Source organism: Klebsiella sp. JN_Kp126 (assembly GCF_033843325.1).
Lineage (GTDB): Bacteria > Pseudomonadota > Gammaproteobacteria > Enterobacterales > Enterobacteriaceae > Klebsiella > Klebsiella michiganensis.
On sequence record NZ_JAWXQV010000043.1, the window covers coordinates 57,059 to 76,277 of the forward strand.

At 58.4% G+C, this 19,219-nt stretch carries 16 protein-coding genes; 11 read left to right on the forward strand and 5 right to left on the reverse strand.

Annotation, left to right across the window (positions count from 1 at the left end):
* The first annotated feature begins 94 nt into the window (after positions 1-94).
* The gene (locus SIK97_RS03915) at positions 95-1,366 is read left to right on the forward strand and encodes an acid phosphatase (protein WP_047722838.1); all 1,272 of its coding nucleotides are present in this window, start codon (positions 95-97) and stop codon (positions 1,364-1,366) included.
* Between the two features lie 111 nt (positions 1,367-1,477).
* Here SIK97_RS03915 and envZ read toward each other — a convergent pair whose 3' ends face one another.
* Both envZ and ompR read right to left on the reverse strand, forming a co-directional pair.
* Positions 1,478-2,839 carry a two-component system sensor histidine kinase EnvZ gene (envZ, locus tag SIK97_RS03920; RefSeq protein ID WP_014227153.1) on the reverse strand — a complete coding sequence of 454 codons (1,362 nt, stop codon included), beginning with the start codon at positions 2,837-2,839 and terminating at the stop codon, positions 1,478-1,480.
* Complete coding sequence (ompR, locus tag SIK97_RS03925) at positions 2,836-3,555, reverse strand: two-component system response regulator OmpR (RefSeq protein WP_001157751.1); 720 nt, start codon at positions 3,553-3,555, stop codon at positions 2,836-2,838. Before ompR ends, envZ begins: the two co-directional genes overlap by 4 nt.
* Before the next feature lie 237 nt (positions 3,556-3,792).
* Here ompR and greB point away from each other — a divergent pair, with 237 nt between their 5' ends.
* The 5 genes from greB to feoC all read left to right on the forward strand — a co-directional run bounded on the left by greB (position 3,793) and on the right by feoC (position 9,935).
* Positions 3,793-4,272 carry a transcription elongation factor GreB gene (greB, locus tag SIK97_RS03930; protein ID WP_004106676.1) on the forward strand — a complete coding sequence of 160 codons (480 nt, stop codon included), beginning with the start codon at positions 3,793-3,795 and terminating at the stop codon, positions 4,270-4,272.
* 101 nt (positions 4,273-4,373) lie between these two features.
* The gene (locus SIK97_RS03935) at positions 4,374-6,704 is read left to right on the forward strand and encodes a Tex family protein (protein WP_032751610.1); all 2,331 of its coding nucleotides are present in this window, start codon (positions 4,374-4,376) and stop codon (positions 6,702-6,704) included.
* Positions 6,705-7,115: 411 nt separating this feature from the next.
* Entirely contained in the window at positions 7,116-7,343 is a 228-nt protein-coding gene (gene feoA, locus SIK97_RS03940; protein WP_004126281.1) for a ferrous iron transporter A, read from the forward strand.
* A 27-nt stretch (positions 7,344-7,370) separates the two neighbouring features.
* On the forward strand, positions 7,371-9,689 hold the full coding sequence (feoB, locus tag SIK97_RS03945) for a Fe(2+) transporter permease subunit FeoB (protein ID WP_032751986.1): 2,319 nt from the start codon (positions 7,371-7,373) through the stop codon (positions 9,687-9,689).
* A 9-nt stretch (positions 9,690-9,698) separates the two neighbouring features.
* Positions 9,699-9,935: a [Fe-S]-dependent transcriptional repressor FeoC gene (feoC, locus tag SIK97_RS03950; protein WP_014227148.1), complete on the forward strand. Its 237-nt coding sequence runs from the start codon at positions 9,699-9,701 to the stop codon at positions 9,933-9,935.
* A gap of 231 nt (positions 9,936-10,166) precedes the next feature.
* Here the strand turns inward: feoC and SIK97_RS03955 are convergent, their stop codons facing one another.
* Both SIK97_RS03955 and bioH read right to left on the reverse strand, forming a co-directional pair.
* Positions 10,167-10,436, reverse strand: a complete 270-nt coding sequence (locus tag SIK97_RS03955; protein ID WP_014227147.1) for a YdgH/BhsA/McbA-like domain containing protein — start codon at positions 10,434-10,436, stop codon at positions 10,167-10,169.
* 111 nt (positions 10,437-10,547) lie between these two features.
* Positions 10,548-11,330 carry a pimeloyl-ACP methyl ester esterase BioH gene (gene bioH, locus SIK97_RS03960; protein ID WP_032751608.1) on the reverse strand — a complete coding sequence of 261 codons (783 nt, stop codon included), beginning with the start codon at positions 11,328-11,330 and terminating at the stop codon, positions 10,548-10,550.
* A 37-nt stretch (positions 11,331-11,367) separates the two neighbouring features.
* On the opposite strand from bioH, the gene gntX reads away from it, so the two are divergent.
* The 5 genes from gntX to rsmJ all read left to right on the forward strand — a co-directional run bounded on the left by gntX (position 11,368) and on the right by rsmJ (position 17,349).
* A complete protein-coding gene (gntX, locus tag SIK97_RS03965) occupies positions 11,368-12,042 on the forward strand; it encodes a DNA utilization protein GntX (RefSeq protein WP_032694208.1) in 675 nt (224 codons plus the stop codon).
* Positions 12,043-12,100: 58 nt separating this feature from the next.
* Positions 12,101-12,676: a Fe-S biogenesis protein NfuA gene (gene nfuA, locus SIK97_RS03970; RefSeq protein WP_004106660.1), complete on the forward strand. Its 576-nt coding sequence runs from the start codon at positions 12,101-12,103 to the stop codon at positions 12,674-12,676.
* Between the two features lie 332 nt (positions 12,677-13,008).
* Complete coding sequence (gene gntT, locus SIK97_RS03975; protein WP_004134706.1) at positions 13,009-14,325, forward strand: gluconate transporter; 1,317 nt, start codon at positions 13,009-13,011, stop codon at positions 14,323-14,325.
* A gap of 209 nt (positions 14,326-14,534) precedes the next feature.
* On the forward strand, positions 14,535-16,577 hold the full coding sequence (prlC, locus tag SIK97_RS03980) for an oligopeptidase A (RefSeq protein WP_014839726.1): 2,043 nt from the start codon (positions 14,535-14,537) through the stop codon (positions 16,575-16,577).
* Positions 16,578-16,584: 7 nt separating this feature from the next.
* The gene (gene rsmJ, locus SIK97_RS03985; protein ID WP_014227143.1) at positions 16,585-17,349 is read left to right on the forward strand and encodes a 16S rRNA (guanine(1516)-N(2))-methyltransferase RsmJ; all 765 of its coding nucleotides are present in this window, start codon (positions 16,585-16,587) and stop codon (positions 17,347-17,349) included.
* A gap of 373 nt (positions 17,350-17,722) precedes the next feature.
* Here the strand turns inward: rsmJ and dtpB are convergent, their stop codons facing one another.
* Positions 17,723-19,189, reverse strand: coding sequence for a dipeptide/tripeptide permease DtpB (gene dtpB / locus SIK97_RS03990; protein ID WP_025106828.1), 1,467 nt, complete (start codon positions 19,187-19,189; stop codon positions 17,723-17,725).
* Between the last annotated feature and the right edge of the window lie 30 nt (positions 19,190-19,219).

Sequence of the window (19,219 nt, forward strand, 5' to 3'; positions counted from 1 at the left end):
AGCGTTGCAAAACATAACCGTGTCATAAAAGCGTCAAACAGAAGGGCTAGCGTCACGTAAAGGCAAGGTAATGGTTTGAATAAAAGGAAAAATAATGAAACTGCACATCACGCTTCTCGCATCGGCGCTCATGCTGGCGCTGCCGGCATTGGCGAAAGAGGTTCCTTTGAATCAGGCGGCGGCAATCGCCAACTGCGTGACGCCAGCCGCCGCCAGTCCGGGGTTTGATGCTCTGGAGAGCCAAAGCCTGTCGCAGCTGCGCAACGCGCTGAAGGGCGATGCGGCAACCCTGACTCGCGACCAGCTTGAACACGCCAGACAGAATAAAACACAGGCGGATACCGCGTGGCTGAAGGCCAGCGGTTATGACTTCCAGGCAAAAGCCAACCAGCAGGCGGGTATTGCGCTGCTCTCGGCGTTCACTGCGCTGCCGAAGGCGGTAATTGAGCAAAATCTGGCGACGGTCACCGCCATCAACCGCGATGCCGTACAGACCTCCCGCCATCAGGCGCTGGCGGATGCCGAGGGCATCAGCTATCTCTACTTCCTCAGCGATGCGCTGGGGCCGCGTCTCGGCAAAGCGTTCCTCGCCGCCTACGACAAAGGCGAGCTCGGTAAGGCGGCGGCGCTGATCAAAGCTTCGGAAGTGAGTACCGGGGCGGCGAAAAAGCACTTCAATAACCCGCGCCCGTTCCTGATTCAGGGCAATACCATCCATCTGGTGCCGGACGATGTGGTCGTTAAGGACAATAAGCCCTATACCGCCGACGGCGGCTCGTTTCCGAGCGGGCACACCAACACCGGCTATACCGACGCTCTGCTGATGGCGGAGATGATCCCGGAGCGCTTCGACGCGCTGGTGACGCGCGGCGCCCGCTATGGCTATTCGCGCATCGTGCTGGGCGTGCACTATCCGCTGGACGTGATGGGTTCGCGGATGGTGGCGCAGCGCAATGTCGCCCACTACCTGAATGACGCGAAGTATCGCGGGCTGTTTAATGAGGCCCGCGACCAGCTGCGTACCGCGCTGGAGAAAGAGTGCGGCACGACGCTGGCGGAGTGCGCGAAAGTGCCTGCGAAAGACGATCCGTATCGCGACCCGGCGATGGTCGCGTTTTATCGCTTTACCATGACCTACGATCTGCCGCAGCAGAAGGGCGAAAAACAGAGTCTGAAGGTGCCGCAAGGGGCTGAAGTGCTGCTGGAGGCTGCGCTGCCGAATCTGTCCGCCGCGCAGCGTCGGGCGCTGATGGTCAGAACGGCGTTGCCCGCAGGGTATCCGCTTTCCGGTGATAACGACGCGCAGCAGTTCTGGCAGCGGCTGAATTTGCCAGCGGCGTATGCGATGGCGAATAAAGCGCATTAAACCTGGTGCAGTCCGGAGGCGGTGCTGGCGCACCTCTCCGGGATACAAGGGCAATGCGGCGGCGTACAGCGTGGCGCCGCCGGGTGTTTTAATGCGGGCGTACCGGCAGAATTAGATCTCTTTGGCGGGCTTTATCGCGGGCAGGGCGCGCTGCATCGGCACCGGCAGCCAGGCGCGAATTAATAATCCGCCGCGTTCGCTGGAGCCAAGTTCCAGCTTACCGTTATGGTTATCGATAATGCGCTGAACGATAGCCAGGCCGAGGCCGGTCCCGCTAATCGTACGGGCGCTATCGCCGCGCACGAACGGCTGGAACAAATGCTCACGCTGCTCCGGTTTAATTCCCGGACCGTCATCTTCCACCTGGAACCAGGCCCGGTTCCCCTCGCTGCCGCTGCTGACTTTAATCCAGCCGTTGCCGTAGCGGGCGGCGTTGACCACCATATTCGCCAGCGCGCGCTTGATGGAGAGCGGATGCACGCGCAGCGGGATCTCGCCCGGCTGCAGGTCGGTGGCGATTTCTCGCTCGTAGCCGCTCTCCGCCGCAATCACTTCCCCCAGCACCGCGTTAAGGTCCGTCAGCTCCATCGGCATCTCCTGGCCGGTGCGCAGGTAGTCGATAAACTGCTCGATAATGGCGTTACACTCTTCAATATCTTTATTAATCGACTCGGCGAGGTAGCCGTCCTCTTCGCCCATCATCTCCGTCGCCAGACGGATACGCGTAAGGGGAGTGCGTAAATCATGGCTCACCCCGGCCATCAGCAGCGTGCGGTCATCCGCCAGCTGCTTCACGCCAGCCGCCATGTGGTTAAAGGCGCGGGTCACCGATCGCACTTCCGATGCGCCGTATTCGCGCAGCGGCGGGGGAATAATCCCTCGCCCGACCTGAAGCGCCGCGTGCTCCAGGTCGACCAGCGGTCGGTTCTGAATACGAATAAAGAGCCAGGCGCCGCCAATCGCCAGCAGCATGATAGCCAGGGTGTAGCGGAACAGCGGCGAGAAGTCGCCCTGGTGGATTTCGGTCAGCGGTACGCGCACCCAGATATTGGGAGAAAGCCAGGTTTTCAGCCACACCACGGGGGAGCTTTTGTTTACCTCGACCCGCACTTCGGTTGGCCCGCCGAGCTGGTGCGCCATCTGCTGACTTAAGAATTCATAATGCTGCGCCCAGCGCAGGCCTGCGTCTTCCGCCGCTTCGTTGGAATAGAGCGAAATGCCCAGCTCGCGGTAAATCTCGCGGCGAAACGCCGGCGGCACCACCAGCTGAGTGCCGTCTTCCAGCTGGAGTTTATCGGTCATCAGCATACGCACTTCGTAGGCCAGAACCTTATTAAACTGCTGGAGACTGGGCAGGATCGCGAAATTCAGCACCACTAAATAGGTCGTCACCAGGCTGGCGAACAGCAGGGTGACGATCAGTAACAGGGTGCGGGCAAACGAGCTTCGCGGCGAAAAGCGCACGCGTTTCATGCCTTAGAGCCGTCCGGGACGAAAACGTAGCCCAGGCCCCAAACGGTCTGGATATAGCGCGGATGCGCCGGATCTTCTTCCACCATGCGGCGCAGGCGGGAGATTTGTACGTCGATGGAGCGCTCCATGGCCGAATATTCACGGCCGCGAGCGAGGTTCATCAGCTTATCGCGGGATAATGGTTCGCGCGGATGGCTCACCAGCGCTTTCAGTACCGCGAATTCACCGCTGGTCAGCGGCATAGGCTCATCTTCGCGGAACATCTCGCGGGTGCCGAGGTTCAGCTTGAACTTACCAAAGGCGATAACCGCTTCTTCCTGCGAAGGCGCGCCCGGCAGTTCGTTAGCCTGACGGCGCAGTACGGCGCGGATACGGGCCAGCAGCTCGCGCGGGTTGAACGGTTTTGGGATGTAGTCGTCGGCGCCGATTTCCAGGCCCACGATACGGTCAACTTCTTCCCCTTTCGCCGTGACCATAATGATCGGCATCGGGTTGCTCTGGCTGCGCAGGCGGCGGCAAATGGACAGGCCATCTTCGCCCGGCAGCATCAGATCCAGCACCATCAGGTGGAAGGATTCACGGGTCAGCAGGCGATCCATCTGTTCAGCGTTCGCCACGCTACGAACCTGGAAGCCCTGCTCGGTCAGATAACGTTCGAGTAGCGCACGCAGGCGCATGTCGTCATCGACAACCAGAATCTTATAATTCTCTTGCATTGTTTATACTCCCAAAGGTTCACTGCAATTGTCAGTACGTATTCTCAAAAAAGCCCGGGTCGCCCACCAGCGAAATCTGGTATATATTCCAGGCTAAATTGTTACAAAGCATATTTAACAGCAGCTTAAGTATACATTTAAGCATAAGACACATTATTTATCCTGTTGGTATGATGACGTGCGACGAATTGTGCGCAGCATTGCACAAAGATCTGTAATCAGGAGCCGGAACCTTCGATGAAAACGCCGCTGATCACCCGTGAAGGGTATGAAAAACTGAAGAAAGAGATGGATACCCTGTGGCGCGAAGAACGTCCGGAAGTCACCAAAAAGGTGACCTGGGCGGCGAGCCTCGGCGACCGCAGTGAAAACGCCGATTACCAATACAATAAAAAGCGCCTGCGTGAAATCGACCGCCGGGTGCGCTACCTGACCAAGTGCCTTGAGCAGCTGAAAATCGTCGATTATTCGCCGCAGCAGGAGGGTAAGGTCTTTTTCGGCGCGTGGGTGGAGATTGAAAACGATGCGGGCGAGACGAAGCGCTTCCGGATTGTCGGCTACGATGAAATCTTTGGCCGCAACGACTACATCTCCATTGATTCGCCAATGGCGCGCGCGCTGCTGAAAAAAGAGGTCGGTGATTTAGCCATCGTGAACACCCCCGCGGGCGAGGCGGCCTGGTACGTGAACGAAATTGAATACGTCAAAGCCAAATAGGTCCGGAACATTCCGAGAGGCTTGGGTCGCGGCTGGCATTTTAGCGTGCCAGTCCGTATAACTATCCCCCTGATTTTTGATCCTAAAGATGAATTAAACCGATGATGAATGATTCGCTCTGCCGCATTATTGCGGGTGAACTTCAGGCCAGGGCTGAACAGGTAGAAGCTGCCGTTCGCCTGCTTGATGAAGGGAATACCGTGCCGTTTATCGCACGCTATCGTAAAGAAGTCACCGGCGGTCTGGATGACACGCAGCTGCGTAATCTGGAAACCCGCCTGGGCTATCTGCGTGAACTTGAAGACCGTCGTCAGGCGATCCTGAAGTCCATCGGCGAGCAGGGCAAGCTGACCGAGGCGCTGGAAAAAGCCATCAACGGGACGTTGAGTAAAACCGAGCTCGAAGATCTCTATCTGCCGTACAAGCCGAAGCGCCGCACGCGCGGGCAGATCGCCATTGAGGCCGGGCTGGAACCGCTGGCCGATCTGCTGTGGAACGAACCCTCTCACGACCCGGAAACCGAAGCCGCTAAATATATCGACGCCGACAACGGCGTAGCGGACACAAAAGCCGCTCTCGACGGCGCGCGCTATATCCTGATGGAGCGCTTTGCTGAAGACGCGGGCCTGCTGGCGAAAGTGCGCGACTATCTGTGGAAAAACGCCCACCTGGTGGCGACCGTCGTCAGCGGTAAAGAAGAGGAAGGGGCGAAATTCCGCGACTACTTCGATCACCATGAACCGATCTCCACCGTCCCGTCGCACCGGGCGCTGGCGATGTTCCGCGGCCGCAACGAAGGCGTGCTGCAGCTCTCTTTAAACGCCGACCCGCAGTTCGACGAGCCGCCGAAAGAGAGCCACGGCGAGCAAATCATTATCGACCATCTCGGCCTGCGCCTGAATAACGCGCCGGCGGACGGCTGGCGTAAGGGCGTGGTGAGCTGGACGTGGCGTATCAAGGTGCTGATGCACCTCGAAACCGAGCTGATGGGGACCGTGCGCGAACGCGCGGAAGATGAAGCCATTAACGTCTTTGCCCGCAACCTGCACGACCTGCTGATGGCCGCGCCGGCCGGGCTGCGCGCCACCATGGGCCTCGATCCGGGCCTGCGCACCGGCGTCAAAGTCGCCGTCGTTGACGGTACCGGGAAGCTGGTGGCTACCGATACCATCTACCCGCATACCGGCCAGGCCGCAAAAGCGGCGGTGGCGGTTGCCGCGCTGTGTGAAAAGTACAACGTTGAGCTGGTGGCGATCGGCAACGGTACCGCCTCGCGTGAAACCGAGCGCTTCTTCCTCGACGTGCAGAAGCAGTTCCCGAAAGTGACCGCGCAGAAGGTCATCGTCAGCGAAGCGGGCGCGTCCGTGTACTCCGCCTCCGAGCTGGCGGCGCTGGAGTTCCCGGATCTCGACGTTTCCCTGCGCGGCGCGGTCTCTATCGCCCGTCGTCTCCAGGACCCGCTGGCCGAACTGGTGAAAATCGATCCGAAATCCATTGGCGTCGGCCAGTATCAGCACGATGTCAGCCAGACCCAGCTGGCGCGTAAGCTGGACGCGGTGGTGGAAGACTGCGTAAACGCCGTCGGCGTCGATCTGAATACCGCTTCCGTCCCGCTGCTTACCCGCGTCGCCGGTCTGACCCGCATGATGGCGCAGAATATCGTCTCCTGGCGCGATGAGAACGGCCAGTTCCAGAATCGCCAGCAGTTGCTGAAGGTCAGCCGTCTGGGGCCGAAGGCCTTTGAACAGTGCGCGGGCTTCCTGCGTATCAACCACGGCGACAACCCGCTGGACGCTTCAACCGTGCACCCGGAAGCGTATCCGGTGGTGGAGCGCATTCTGGCGGCGACTCAGCAGGCGCTGAAAGATTTGATGGGCAACAGCAGCGAACTGCGTCATCTGAAAGCCGCTGATTTCACCGATGAGAAATTCGGCGTGCCGACGGTGACCGACATCATCAAAGAGCTGGAGAAGCCGGGCCGCGACCCGCGCCCTGAGTTTAAAACCGCCCAGTTCGCCGATGGCGTAGAGACGATGAACGACCTGCTGCCGGGGATGATCCTCGAAGGCGCGGTGACCAACGTCACCAACTTCGGCGCGTTTGTCGATATCGGCGTTCATCAGGACGGCCTGGTGCATATCTCTTCCCTGTCGAATAAGTTCGTTGAAGACCCGCACACGGTGGTCAAAGCGGGCGATATCGTGAAGGTGAAAGTGATGGAAGTCGACCTGCCGCGTAAGCGCATCGCGCTGACGATGCGTCTGGACGAACAGCCTGGCGACAGCAACGCGCGCCGCGGCGGCGGTAACGATCGTCCTCAGGGCAACCGCCCGGCGGCGAAGGCCGCTAAACCTCGCGGTCGCGAGGCGCAGCCTGCGGGCAACAGCGCGATGATGGATGCGCTGGCGGCGGCAATGGGTAAAAAACGTTAATTCTTTCCGGCCCCTTTTGCTAAGGGGCCGCATTTCTTCCGGCATTCGCCATATTGTGCAAACAAGCATCAGTATTTTCTTATAACGTCGTAATAAGCGCGAATTACGGACGGCGATATTATTATTTTCATTTCGTTAACTATCGAAACTTTAATTAAACATTTAGTCATTAAGAATAATCATCACCTCCGCGACGGCGAGAAAAAAGAGTTTGCTCAATATCAACAAAAGCTCAATTTTCTCTTTAAAAAGCGAAACGGCCGCATTATATGTATTGATGATAAAAACTATTCTCATTATCATTATTTGCATTGAGTATTTTTTCTTCTTCGTTAGCTACGGTCCCTGGCGCCGCGTCTCCGGCGCATACGGAAAACTCTCTTTTCAGTTGGCGATAAACAAGTAGGTCCTATGCAATTTACACCTGATAGTGCGTGGAAAATCACCGGTTTCTCCCGCGATATTAGTCCGGCGTATCGGCAGAAGCTGCTGTCCCTCGGGATGCTGCCGGGTTCTTCTTTCAATGTGGTTCGCGTGGCGCCGCTCGGCGACCCTATTCATATTGAAACCCGACGCGTTAGCCTGGTATTACGTAAAAAGGATCTTGCGTTAATTGAGCTGGAAGCGGTTGCACAATAATGCCTGACCGGCACTAAGAGTATGAATATGAAAAAATTAACCCTTGGCTTAATTGGTAATCCTAATTCCGGTAAAACCACGCTGTTCAATCAGCTCACCGGCGCGCGCCAGCGCGTCGGTAACTGGGCGGGAGTGACCGTTGAACGCAAAGAGGGTGGTTTCAACACCACCGATCATCAGGTCACGCTGGTAGACCTTCCGGGCACGTATTCCCTGACCACCATCTCCTCGCAAACCTCGCTGGATGAGCAGATTGCCTGCCACTATATTCTCAGCGGCGACGCCGACATGCTGATTAACGTGGTCGATGCGTCCAATCTGGAACGTAACCTCTATCTGACGCTGCAGCTGCTGGAGCTTGGCATCCCCTGCGTGGTCGCGCTGAATATGCTCGATATCGCGGAAAAACAGAAGATCCGCATCGATGTCGACGCGCTGGCCGCGCGTCTCGGGTGCCCGGTGATCCCGCTGGTTTCCACCCGCGGGCGCGGTATCGAGGCCTTAAAAATGGCGATCGATCGCCACCAGCAGAACCAGGCTATTGAACTGGTGCACTATCCGCAGCCGCTGCTGCGGGAGGCGGACAAGCTGGCGCAGGCCATGGCCGCGGATATTCCGCAGCGCCAGCGTCTCTGGCTGGGTTTACAGATGCTTGAAGGCGATATTTACAGCCGCGCCTACGCCGGTGACGCTGCCCACAAGCTGGACGTGTCCCTGGCGCACCTGAGCGAAGAGATGGATGACCCCGCGCTGCATATCGCCGATGCCCGTTACCAAAGCATTGCCGCCATTTGCGATGCGGTCAGTAACACCCTTACCGCCGAGCCCAGCCGCTTTACCGCGGCGATGGATAAAGTGATCCTCAACCGCTTCCTCGGCCTGCCGGTCTTCCTGTTCGTTATGTACCTGATGTTCTTGCTGGCGATTAATATCGGCGGCGCGCTGCAGCCCATTTTTGATGCCGGTTCCGTGGCTATCTTTATCCACGGTATTCAGTGGGTTGGCTATACCCTGCATTTCCCGGACTGGCTGACGGTGTTCCTCGCCCAGGGGATTGGCGGCGGTATCAATACCGTACTGCCGCTGGTACCGCAGATCGGCATGATGTACCTGTTCCTCTCTTTCCTTGAAGACTCTGGCTATATGGCGCGGGCGGCGTTTGTAATGGACCGCCTGATGCAGGCGCTGGGGCTACCGGGGAAATCCTTCGTGCCGTTAATCGTCGGTTTTGGTTGCAACGTTCCGTCGGTGATGGGCGCGCGTACGCTTGATGCGCCGCGCGAACGTTTGATGACCATTATGATGGCGCCGTTTATGTCCTGCGGCGCGCGGCTGGCGATTTTCGCCGTCTTCGCCGCCGCCTTTTTCGGCCAGAACGGCGCGCTGGCGGTCTTCTCGCTGTACGTACTGGGGATCGTGATGGCGATTGCGACCGGACTGATGCTGAAGCATACCATTATGCGCGGTGAAGCGTCGCCGTTCGTGATGGAGCTGCCGGTGTATCACGTTCCGCACGTGAAGAGCCTGATTATCCAGACCTGGCAGCGTCTGAAAGGCTTCGTCCTGCGCGCGGGTAAAGTGATCGTTATCGTCAGTATCTTCCTCAGCGCGCTGAACAGCTTCTCGCTGAGCGGTAAGATCGTCGATAACATCAACGACTCGGCGCTGGCGTCGGTCAGCCGGGTGATTACCCCGGTATTTAAACCGATTGGCGTACATGAGGATAACTGGCAGGCGACCGTCGGGCTGTTCACCGGCGCGATGGCCAAGGAAGTGGTGGTGGGGACGCTGAACACCCTCTACACCGCCGAAGATATCCAGAACGAAGCGTTTAATCCGCAGACGTTTAGCCTCGGCGATGAGCTGCTGGCCGCGGTAGACGAGACCTGGCAGAGCCTGAAAGATACGTTCAGCCTGAGCGTGCTGGCCAACCCTATCGAAGCCAGTAAAGGCGACGGCGAAATGGCAACCGGCGCGATGGGCGTCATGGGCAGCAAATTCGGTAGCGCCGCTGCGGCGTACAGCTACCTGATTTTTGTCCTGCTCTATATTCCCTGCATCTCGGTAATGGGGGCGATTGCCCGCGAGTCGAGCCGCGGCTGGATGATGTTCTCCGTCCTGTGGGGGCTGAATATCGCTTACTCGCTCTCTACGCTGTACTACCAGACCGTCAGCTTTAGCCAGCATCCGCGCTATAGCCTGGTGTGCATTCTGGCGGTGGTGCTGTTCAATATCGTGATCTTTGGCCTGCTGCGCAGAGCGCGTAGCCGGGTGGACGTCTCGCTGCTGGCGACGCGCAAAACGCCGTCCACCTGCTGCCAGAGTCCGGCGGGCGATTGCCACTAAGGAGCGATGATGGCGTCATTAATTGAAGTCCGCGATATGCTGGCCCTGCAGGGGAGGATGGAGGCAAAGCAGCTCAGCGTCCGCCTGAATACGCCGCAGCCGCTGATTGACGCCATGCTGGGCCGCCTGCAAGCGATGGGGAAAGCGGTGAAAGTGACCGAAGATGCCGATGGCTGCCTCTCCGGCAGCTGTAAAAGCTGCCCGGAAGGCAAAGCCTGCCTGCGGGAGTGGTGGTCGCTGCGCTGATTGGGCTGTGAAGGCAGGTTTCCCGGATTGCGGCTAACGCCTTATCCGGGCTACGAGTTTGTGCGGTTTTGGGCTTGGTAGCCCGGGTAAGGCGTTTACGCCGCGACCCGGGAGATTCGACCACAGATTTGTACGGTTCTGGGGTGGGTTGCCCGGACAGGCGCAACGCGCCGCCTCCGGGAACCGACTGCGGCATATACCGCAAGCGGGTCCTGAGACCCGCTTTCTGGCTTACTTGTAGACGTCCGCGTTAGCGTGAACCGTTTTCTCGTTCTTCTCGCCTGCAATCACCACAAAATAGGTGCCGCCCAGCTCATCCGCTTTTTTCGACAGATCGCGCTTTGCATCCATCGGAGAGGTTGTTCTGGAGGTGGTAATCGAACCGATTTTGGTCAGGTTCAACTTAGCCACTTCGTCTTTTTGAATTTCCTTGGCGGCGAACGCGCCGAAGGACAGGGAGCCAATCACCAGAGATGCAACAATTCCTGTAACAAGTTTCATAGCCTCTACTCTCCATTAGGTTGTTTTTTTTAGGTCACGGGGCCAGCGTGAAATAGTCAACCCCCGCAACAACCTAAGTATTGCTGCACCCAGCGTTTTTACCACGTCCCGCTAAAAAAATTTATCGATCTCACGCTTCAGCTCGATCAGCGGAGCGCAAAACGCCTGCGGATGTGAAATGAACGGCGCATGGGCGGCTTTATCGAAGACAATCGACGTGCTTTTGGGCCACAGTGCATCGAGAAGCGGAATGATTTTACGCGGTACCAGACCGTCCAGCCGACCGTACAGGCGCAAAAAAGGCATGTCGAGGGCGGTCAACGGCTGGCGTAAATCGGCGGTTTTGAGGATCTCCAGCCCGCCGTTTAAAACCTCCGGCGACGGCATCGGTAGCGACAGCACCGTGCTCTTCAGCGCTCTCGCATCCTGACGCGCGCTTTCGGTACCCAGGGTTTGCAGCGCCAGAAAGCGTTCGACGGTGCGTTGAAAATCTTCGCTCAGCTGCTGCTGAAACCCGCTCAGCACGTCGGGCTTAATCCCGGGCCAGCTGTCGTGAGCGCTAAAGCAGGGGGAAGAGGCCACGGTGACCAGCGCCTGCACGCGATCGGGATGGGATAACGCGACCTGGCTGGCCACCAGCCCGCCGAGGCTCCAGCCCAGCCAGATAGCGCGCTCCGGCGCGTTTTCCAGCACCCGCTGGGCCATCTCTTCCAGCGACATCGCGCCAAAGCCGCCGCTGCGGCCATAGCCAGGCAGGTCGACGAGGTGCAGCGTAAAATGCGAAGCCAGCTGCGGCGTGATGCAATCCCACACTTTGGCATTCAGCCCCCATCCGTGCAGCAGCACAAGATGACAATTTCCTTCGCCCGTGGTCTGCCACGCGATCGTTTTCATCAGTTACTGTTCTCTTTCCACCAATCGAGGGGGAAATATGCTAACAGCACACAGCTTATGCTGGCTATGCCAAATGCCGCTGGCCATCGCCAGCTGGGGGATCTGCTCGCGATGCGCGTCGGCGCTGCTGGCGTCTGAACCGCTGTGCCCGCAGTGCGGCCTGCCGGCCCAATCAAGCACGCTGCCCTGCGGGCGCTGCCTGCAAAAACCGCCGCCGTGGCAGCGGCTGGTGACGGTGAATGACTATCGACCGCCGCTGAGCGGCCTGATTCACCAACTGAAATTCAATAAGCGGCCCGAGCTGGCCCCGGCGCTGGCGCGTCTGCTGCTGTTGCGCATTCGCCAGCGTCGGGATCTTCCCCGCCCGGACCGGATAATTAGCGTGCCGCTCTGGCAGCGTCGTCAGTGGAAGAGGGGATTTAATCAGAGCGATCTGCTGTGCCGACCGCTCTCCCGCTGGCTGGACTGCGCCTGGCGCAGCGATGCGCTAACCCGCCGGCGCCGCACCGCCACCCAGCATCAGCTCAGCGCCAGATTGCGCAAACGGAACCTGAAAAACGCCTTCCAGCTTGAATTGTCGCTCCAGGGCCACCATATCGCCATTGTGGATGATGTCGTCACAACCGGAAGCACCGTCGCCGAGATATCCCGCCTGCTTTTGCGAAACGGCGCCGCGACGGTTCAGGTATGGTGTATATGCCGTACCTTGTAGACCCCTGCTGATGGGCGTATAATAACCCAGTAAAATAGTCAACTATTAGGCCAACGCTATGATCCGTATTTCCGATGCTGCACAAGCGCACTTTGCCAAACTGCTGGCAAATCAGGAAGAAGGGACACAAATTCGCGTATTTGTGATCAATCCCGGCACCCCTAACGCCGAGTGCGGCGTGTCCTACTGCCCACCGGATGCGGTGGAAGATTCCGATACCGCGCTGAAGTTTGAGCAACTCACCGCCTACGTCGATGAGCTTAGCGCGCCGTACCTGGAAGACGCTGAAATCGATTTTGTTACCGACCAGCTGGGCTCCCAGCTGACGCTGAAAGCGCCAAACGCCAAGATGCGCAAAGTGTCCGACGATGCCCCGCTCATGGAGCGCGTTGAGTACCTGCTGCAGTCGCAGATTAACCCGCAGCTGGCCGGCCACGGCGGGCGCGTCACGTTGATGGAAATCACCGACGATGGCCTGGCGATTCTGCAATTCGGCGGCGGCTGCAACGGCTGTTCGATGGTTGACGTGACGCTGAAAGAGGGGATCGAGAAGCAGATGCTGAACGAGTTCCCGGAACTGAAAGGCGTACGCGATCTGACTGAACACCAGCGCGGCGAGCACTCCTACTACTGATTTCCCCGCCCGGCTGCCTTTTCGCGGCCGGGCGACTCCCCTCATGTTACCGCGCAACATTTCCCGCTAAGCGACCCGGCAGAAACCCGGGAAAGAGTATGACTTAAGTCTCATATTTGAAATTTTCACCGCCCAGGTGATTCTCAAACTTCATATGTTACCCGTATCATTCGCTTCAGGCGCCACAGATAAAAAAATAGCCAGCTATCCTTTCTCTGGGTAAGGATAAAGCCAGCTTCTACGGCGTCAGACATTTTTTGTTCCGGTCGGAACGGATGAAGTCAATGTTGAAACTATGACGTTACCCATAACAAATTAAGGCCAGGTAAATCATGCCATTAGTCATCGTTGCTATCGGGGTTGCCCTGTTATTGTTGCTGATGATCCGTTTCAAGCTGAACGGGTTTATCGCTCTGGTTCTGGTGGCACTTGCCGTCGGGCTCATGCAGGGTATGCCTCTGGATAAAGTTATCGTCTCCATCAAAAACGGCGTTGGGGGAACCCTCGGCAGCCTCGCGCTGATCATGGGCTTCGGCGCGATGCTCGGTAAAATGCTGGCGGACTGCGGCGGCGCGCAGCGTATCGCCACCACGCTGATTGCCAAATTTGGTAAACAACATATTCAATGGGCGGTTGTGCTCACCGGCTTTACCGTCGGCTTCGCCCTGTTCTATGAAGTGGGCTTCGTACTGATGCTGCCGCTGGTCTTTACCATCGCCGCATCCGCCGGTATCCCGCTGCTCTATATCGGCGTCCCGATGGCGGCCGCGCTCTCCGTCACGCACGGTTTCCTGCCTCCGCACCCGGGCCCGACTGCCATTGCCACTATTTTCCATGCCGACATGGGTAAAACCCTGCTGTTCGGTACGATTCTGGCGATCCCGACGGTTATCCTTGCGGGGCCGGTTTACGCACGCTTCCTGAAAGGTATCGATAAGCCGATTCCGGAAGGCCTGCATAACCCGAAAACGTTCACTGAGGAAGAGATGCCGGGCTTCGGCGTCAGCGTCTGGACCTCTCTGGTACCGGTTATTCTGATGGCTATGCGCGCCGTGGCCGAAATGGTTCTGCCGAAAGGTCATGCCTTCCTGCCGATCGCGGAATTCTTCGGCGACCCGGTCATGGCCACGCTGATCGCGGTACTGATCGCCATGTTCACCTTCGGTCTTAACCGCGGTCGTTCCATGGAGCAGATTAACGATACGCTGACCTCCTCGATCAAAATTATCGCCATGATGCTGCTGATCATCGGCGGCGGCGGCGCCTTCAAGCAGGTGCTGGTCGATAGCGGCATGGATAAATACATTGCTTCTATCATGCATGAATCCAATATGTCCCCGCTGTTTATGGCATGGTCGATTGCTGCGGTACTGCGTATCGCGCTGGGTTCCGCCACCGTTGCGGCGATCACCGCGGGCGGTATCGCCGCGCCGCTGATCGCCACCACCGGCGTGAGCCCGGAACTGATGGTGATCGCCGTTGGCTCCGGCAGCGTTATCTTCTCCCACGTTAACGACCCGGGCTTCTGGCTGTTTAAGGAATACTTCAACCTGACCATCGGCGAGACCATTAAGTCGTGGTCGGTGCTGGAAACCATTATCTCAGTGTGCGGCCTGGTAGGCTGTCTGCTGCTGGGGATGGTGGTATAAGCTGCTTGTCAGCCTAAAACGAGCCGGGTCGCCGCGAGGCGAACCCGGCTTTTTTATGCGCTCTGGCCACAACGGCCAGACTTATCGCAGTAATACCCGCCTGCGCGCGGCGCCTGACATTGAAATTCAGCAAACTATCCCCCATTCTAGATCTCATGCTATAGCGCCGGACGCGCGCTTCATTCACCCAATTCAACAGGACTGCGCATATGACCAATCCATTACTGACGCCTTTTTCATTACCGCCATTCTCTGCCATCAAACCCGAGCACGTGGTCCCCGCGGTCACTAAAGCGCTGGATGATTGCCGGGCGGCGGTAGAGCGCGCGGTGGCGCAAGGGGCGCCGTATACCTGGGAAAATCTTTGCCAGCCGCTGGCGGAAGTAGACGACGTGCTGGGGCGTATTTTTTCCCCGGTCAGCCACCTGAACTCGGTCAAAAACAGTCCGGAACTGCGCGAAGCCTACGAGCAGACCCTGCCGCTGCTTTCGGAGTACAGCACCTGGGTTGGGCAGCATGAAGGCCTGTACAAAGCGTACCGCGACCTGCGCGACGGCGACCATTACGCCACCCTGAATACCGCGCAGAAAAAAGCGGTAGATAACGCGCTGCGCGATTTTGAACTCTCCGGTATTGGCCTGGCGAAAGAGCAGCAGAAACGCTACGGCGAAATCGCCGCCCGCCTCTCCGAGCTGGGCAATCAGTACAGCAACAACGTGCTCGACGCGACCATGGGCTGGACCAAGCTGGTCACCGATGAATCTGAGCTCTCCGGCATGCCGGAAAGCGCGCTTGCCGCAGCGAAAGCCCAGGCTGAAGCCAAAGAGCAGGAAGGGTTTCTGCTGACCCTGGATATCCCGAGCTATCTGCCGGTAATGACCTACTGCGACAATCAGGCGCTGCGTGAAGAGCTGTATCGCGCCTATTCCACCCGCGCCTCCGACCAGGGGCCGAACGCCGGAAAATGGGACAACAGCCCGGTAATGGCGGAAATCCTCGCCCTGCGCCACGAGCTGGCGCAGCTGCTGGGTTTTGACAGCTTTGCCGACAAGTCGCTGGCGACCAAAATGGCCGAAAATCCGCAGCAGGTGCTCGACTTCCTGACCGACCTGGCGAAACGCGCCCGTCCGCAGGGTGAGAAAGAGCTGGCCCAGCTGCGCGCCTTCGCCAAAGCCGAATTCGGCGTGGATGAACTGCAGCCGTGGGATATCGCTTACTACAGCGAAAAACAGAAGCAGCATCTTTACAGCATCAGCGATGAACAGCTGCGCCCCTACTTCCCGGAAAACAAAGCGGTTAACGGCCTGTTCGAGGTGGTTAAGCGTATTTACGGTATTACCGCGAAAGAGCGTACCGATGTGGACGTCTGGCATCCGGAGGTGCGCTTCTTCGAGCTGTACGATGAAAAAAATGAACTACGCGGTAGCTTCTATCTCGATCTCTACGCTCGCGAACATAAACGCGGCGGGGCGTGGATGGATGACTGCGTTGGCCAGATGCGCAAGCTTGACGGCTCGCTGCAAAAGCCGGTCGCTTATCTGACCTGTAACTTTAACCGTCCCGTCAACGGTAAGCCGGCGCTGTTCACCCACGATGAAGTGATCACCCTGTTCCACGAGTTTGGCCACGGTCTGCACCATATGCTGACCCGTATCGACACCGCCGGCGTGTCCGGCATCAGCGGGGTACCGTGGGATGCGGTCGAGCTGCCGAGCCAGTTTATGGAAAACTGGTGCTGGGAGCCGGAAGCGCTGGCCTTTATCTCCGGCCACTATGAAACCGGCGAACCGCTGCCGCAGGAATTGCTGGAGAAAATGCTGGCGGCGAAAAACTACCAGGCGGCGATGTTTATTCTGCGCCAGCTGGAGTTCGGCCTGTTCGACTTCCGCCTGCATGCGGAGTTCAGCCCGCAGCAGGGCGCGAAAATCCTCGAAACGCTGGCGGAAATTAAGCAGCAGGTGGCGCTGATCCCCGGGCCGTCGTGGGGCCGTTTCCCGCACGCCTTCAGCCATATTTTCGCCGGCGGATACGCAGCGGGTTATTACAGCTATCTATGGGCCGACGTCCTGGCGGCGGATGCCTTCTCGCGCTTCGAAGAGGAGGGTATCTTCAATCGCGAAACCGGCCAGTCGTTCCTCGACAACATCCTTAGCCGCGGCGGTTCGGAAGAGCCAATGGTCCTGTTCAAACGCTTCCGCGGTCGCGAGCCGCAGCTGGACGCGATGCTTGAGCATTACGGCATTAAGAGTTAATCCTGTTGTGAAAATTTGTTTAATTGATGAAACGGGCGCCGGAGACGGCGCCTTATCTGTTCTGGCTGACCGCTGGGGGCTGGAGCAGGATGAGGACAACCCGATGGCGCTGGTGATGACGCCGGCGCATCTTGAGCTGCGCAAGCGCGATGAACCGAAGCTTGGCGGCATCTTTGTTGATTTTGTCGGCGGGACCATGGCCCACCGGCGCAGGTTCGGCGGCGGCCGCGGCGAGGCGGTGGCAAAAGCGGTGGGAATCAAAGGTGACTATCTGCCGGATGTGGTCGATGCGACCGCCGGTCTGGGAAGGGATGCCTTTGTTCTTGCCTCCGTGGGCTGTCGCGTGCGGATGCTGGAGCGTAACCCGGTGGTTGCCGCGCTGCTCGACGATGGCCTGGCGCGCGGCTACGCCGACGCTGAAATCGGCCCCTGGTTACAGGAGCGTTTGCGGCTGATTCACGCTTCCAGCCTGACGGCGCTGACCGATATCACCCCGCGTCCGCAGGTGGTCTATCTCGACCCGATGTTTCCGCATAAGCAGAAAAGCGCGCTGGTGAAGAAAGAGATGCGGGTATTTCAGTCGCTGGTGGGGCCGGATTTAGACGCCGACGGTCTGCTGGCGCCGGCGCGTCAGCTGGCGACCAAACGGGTGGTGGTTAAGCGCCCGGACTACGCGCCGCCGCTGGCGGATGTGGCGACGCCTAACGCGGTGGTGACCAAAGGCCACCGGTTTGATATCTATGCCGGAACGGCGATTGAGCCGCAGGGGTAAGCAACCTGCGTCAGGGCCCTTTCCCCGAGGGTGGCGCGTTGCGCCTGCCCGGGCTACAGGTTCACCGCCGTCTGTAGGCCGGTAGCCCGGACAGATGCGCAGCATCGCCTCCGGGAAATTCGGCCACTCTGCACTCTGCTCCCGGGGGCGGCGCGATGCGCCTTGCCCGGGCTACGGGTTCACCGCCGTCTGCGGGTCTGGTAGCCCGAACAGATACGCAGCATCGCCTTCGGGAAATTCTGCCACTCTGCGCTCTGTTCCCGGGGCGGCGCGATGCGCCTTGCCCGGGCTACGGGTTCTTGCGATCTGGGGGGGCTGTAGCCCGGATAAGGCGTTAGCCGCAATCCGGGAAACCTCGTCGACCGCACCGTTTTTACGCGCTTTTTGTATTAATCATCCTGTTCAGCCACGGCACCATGATCGCCATGACCACCGTTACGCCCAGGGTCACCAGGCCAATTTTGCTGAAGACATCGGTATAAATCGGCAGCGTCTGTAGCGGGTCGGTAATATTATCCGGTACGGCGGTGAAGGTCGCTACGTAGCCGCCCAGCAGGAACGCGGCCGCCTGGGTTAAAAACCACATCCCAAGAATAAAGCCCATCAGATGCTGCGGCACCAGCGCGGCAACCATCGCCAGCCCCAGGGCGCTAATCAGCAGTTCCCCCAGACTCTGGAACAGATAGACCAGAACGATAAACCACGGCGAGGTCAGCCCCTGGGCGTCGGCAAACCACATTCCCGCCGCGGCAGCCGTCAGAAAACCCAGCGCGCACAGGAACATGCCAAGGGTAAACTTCATCGGCATAGTCAGGTCTTTGCCCTTATTGCCCAAACGCGTGTAGATAGCGGCGAGGATCGGGCTGGCCACCACCACCCAGAACGGGTTTAGCGCCTGAAAGCTCACCGGGTTAATCGCGAAACCAAGTATTTCATGGTGAACGTTATTGATAGCAAAGAAGTTGAGCGAGGTGGGCATCTGCGCGTACAGAATATAAAACAGCACCGCTTCCAGCATCAGGATAAAGGCGACGAACATTTTGTTGCGCCCGGTTTTATCCAGCTTGAAGGCCTCGCGGAAGAAGAAAATCGTCACCACCACTGAGAGGATAATCAGCACCAGATTGGCGATTTTGACATTATGCATTAGCCAGGCGCAGAGAAAAATCATGACCACCGTACCGGCCAGCACGTACAGCAAATTGCGCAGGCTCAGCGGTTTGTGGTCCGGCTCAGAGCCGATATCTTTCACCATACCCCGACAGGCGAAGTAAACCAGCAGGGCGACGATCAGACCGGCGCCGCACAGGTTGTAGGTTACCGCATAGCCGAACTTGTCGGCAATCACCGGCGCCAGCGACAGCGACAGCAGCGAACCGATATTGATCGACATATAAAACAGCGTGAAGGCGCCATCCAGGCGGGCATCTTTTGGCGGATAGCATTTGGACAGCAGGCTCGCCGGGTTAGCTTTAAACAGGCCGTTACCCACCGCAATAGTCCCCAGCGCGATGAAAATCAGATTGGGTTTGAGCAGCGACAGGCCGGTCATAAAGTAGCCTGCGGCAAGCACAATCGCGCCCAGAACCAGCGTACGTTTCGTACCCAGCAGGTGATCGCCAACATAGCCGCCGATGGAGATAAGGCCATATACCAGCGCGGCAAACGCGCCAAAGGTAATAAACGCCTGCTCCTGAGAAAAACCGAGCTGTTTAACAAAGAAAACGGCCAGGATCCCCTGAACGCCGTAATAGCCAAATCGCTCCCATAGTTCCACAAAGAAGATCATGAAGAATGGGCGAGGTTGCTGCAGCAAGCCTGTCGGTGCGGTTGAATTCATCTTTCTTCGCCTTTAAGTCCTGTCCGGAAA

What these genes read in the sequence shown, in the direction of transcription:
- envZ (WP_014227153.1), bottom strand. Translation starts at nt 2,839, where the DNA reads ATGAAACGCGTGCGCTTTTCGCCGCGAAGCTCGTTTGCCCGCACCCTG.
- feoB (WP_032751986.1), top strand. Translation starts at nt 7,371, where the DNA reads ATGAAAAAATTAACCCTTGGCTTAATTGGTAATCCTAATTCCGGTAAA.
- greB (WP_004106676.1), top strand. Translation starts at nt 3,793, where the DNA reads ATGAAAACGCCGCTGATCACCCGTGAAGGGTATGAAAAACTGAAGAAA.
- nfuA (WP_004106660.1), top strand. Translation starts at nt 12,101, where the DNA reads ATGATCCGTATTTCCGATGCTGCACAAGCGCACTTTGCCAAACTGCTG.
- ompR (WP_001157751.1), bottom strand. Translation starts at nt 3,555, where the DNA reads ATGCAAGAGAATTATAAGATTCTGGTTGTCGATGACGACATGCGCCTG.
- bioH (WP_032751608.1), bottom strand. Translation starts at nt 11,330, where the DNA reads ATGAAAACGATCGCGTGGCAGACCACGGGCGAAGGAAATTGTCATCTT.
- feoA (WP_004126281.1), top strand. Translation starts at nt 7,116, where the DNA reads ATGCAATTTACACCTGATAGTGCGTGGAAAATCACCGGTTTCTCCCGC.
- SIK97_RS03915 (WP_047722838.1), top strand. Translation starts at nt 95, where the DNA reads ATGAAACTGCACATCACGCTTCTCGCATCGGCGCTCATGCTGGCGCTG.
- prlC (WP_014839726.1), top strand. Translation starts at nt 14,535, where the DNA reads ATGACCAATCCATTACTGACGCCTTTTTCATTACCGCCATTCTCTGCC.
- SIK97_RS03955 (WP_014227147.1), bottom strand. Translation starts at nt 10,436, where the DNA reads ATGAAACTTGTTACAGGAATTGTTGCATCTCTGGTGATTGGCTCCCTG.
- SIK97_RS03935 (WP_032751610.1), top strand. Translation starts at nt 4,374, where the DNA reads ATGATGAATGATTCGCTCTGCCGCATTATTGCGGGTGAACTTCAGGCC.
- feoC (WP_014227148.1), top strand. Translation starts at nt 9,699, where the DNA reads ATGGCGTCATTAATTGAAGTCCGCGATATGCTGGCCCTGCAGGGGAGG.
- dtpB (WP_025106828.1), bottom strand. Translation starts at nt 19,189, where the DNA reads ATGAATTCAACCGCACCGACAGGCTTGCTGCAGCAACCTCGCCCATTC.
- gntX (WP_032694208.1), top strand. Translation starts at nt 11,368, where the DNA reads ATGCTAACAGCACACAGCTTATGCTGGCTATGCCAAATGCCGCTGGCC.
- gntT (WP_004134706.1), top strand. Translation starts at nt 13,009, where the DNA reads ATGCCATTAGTCATCGTTGCTATCGGGGTTGCCCTGTTATTGTTGCTG.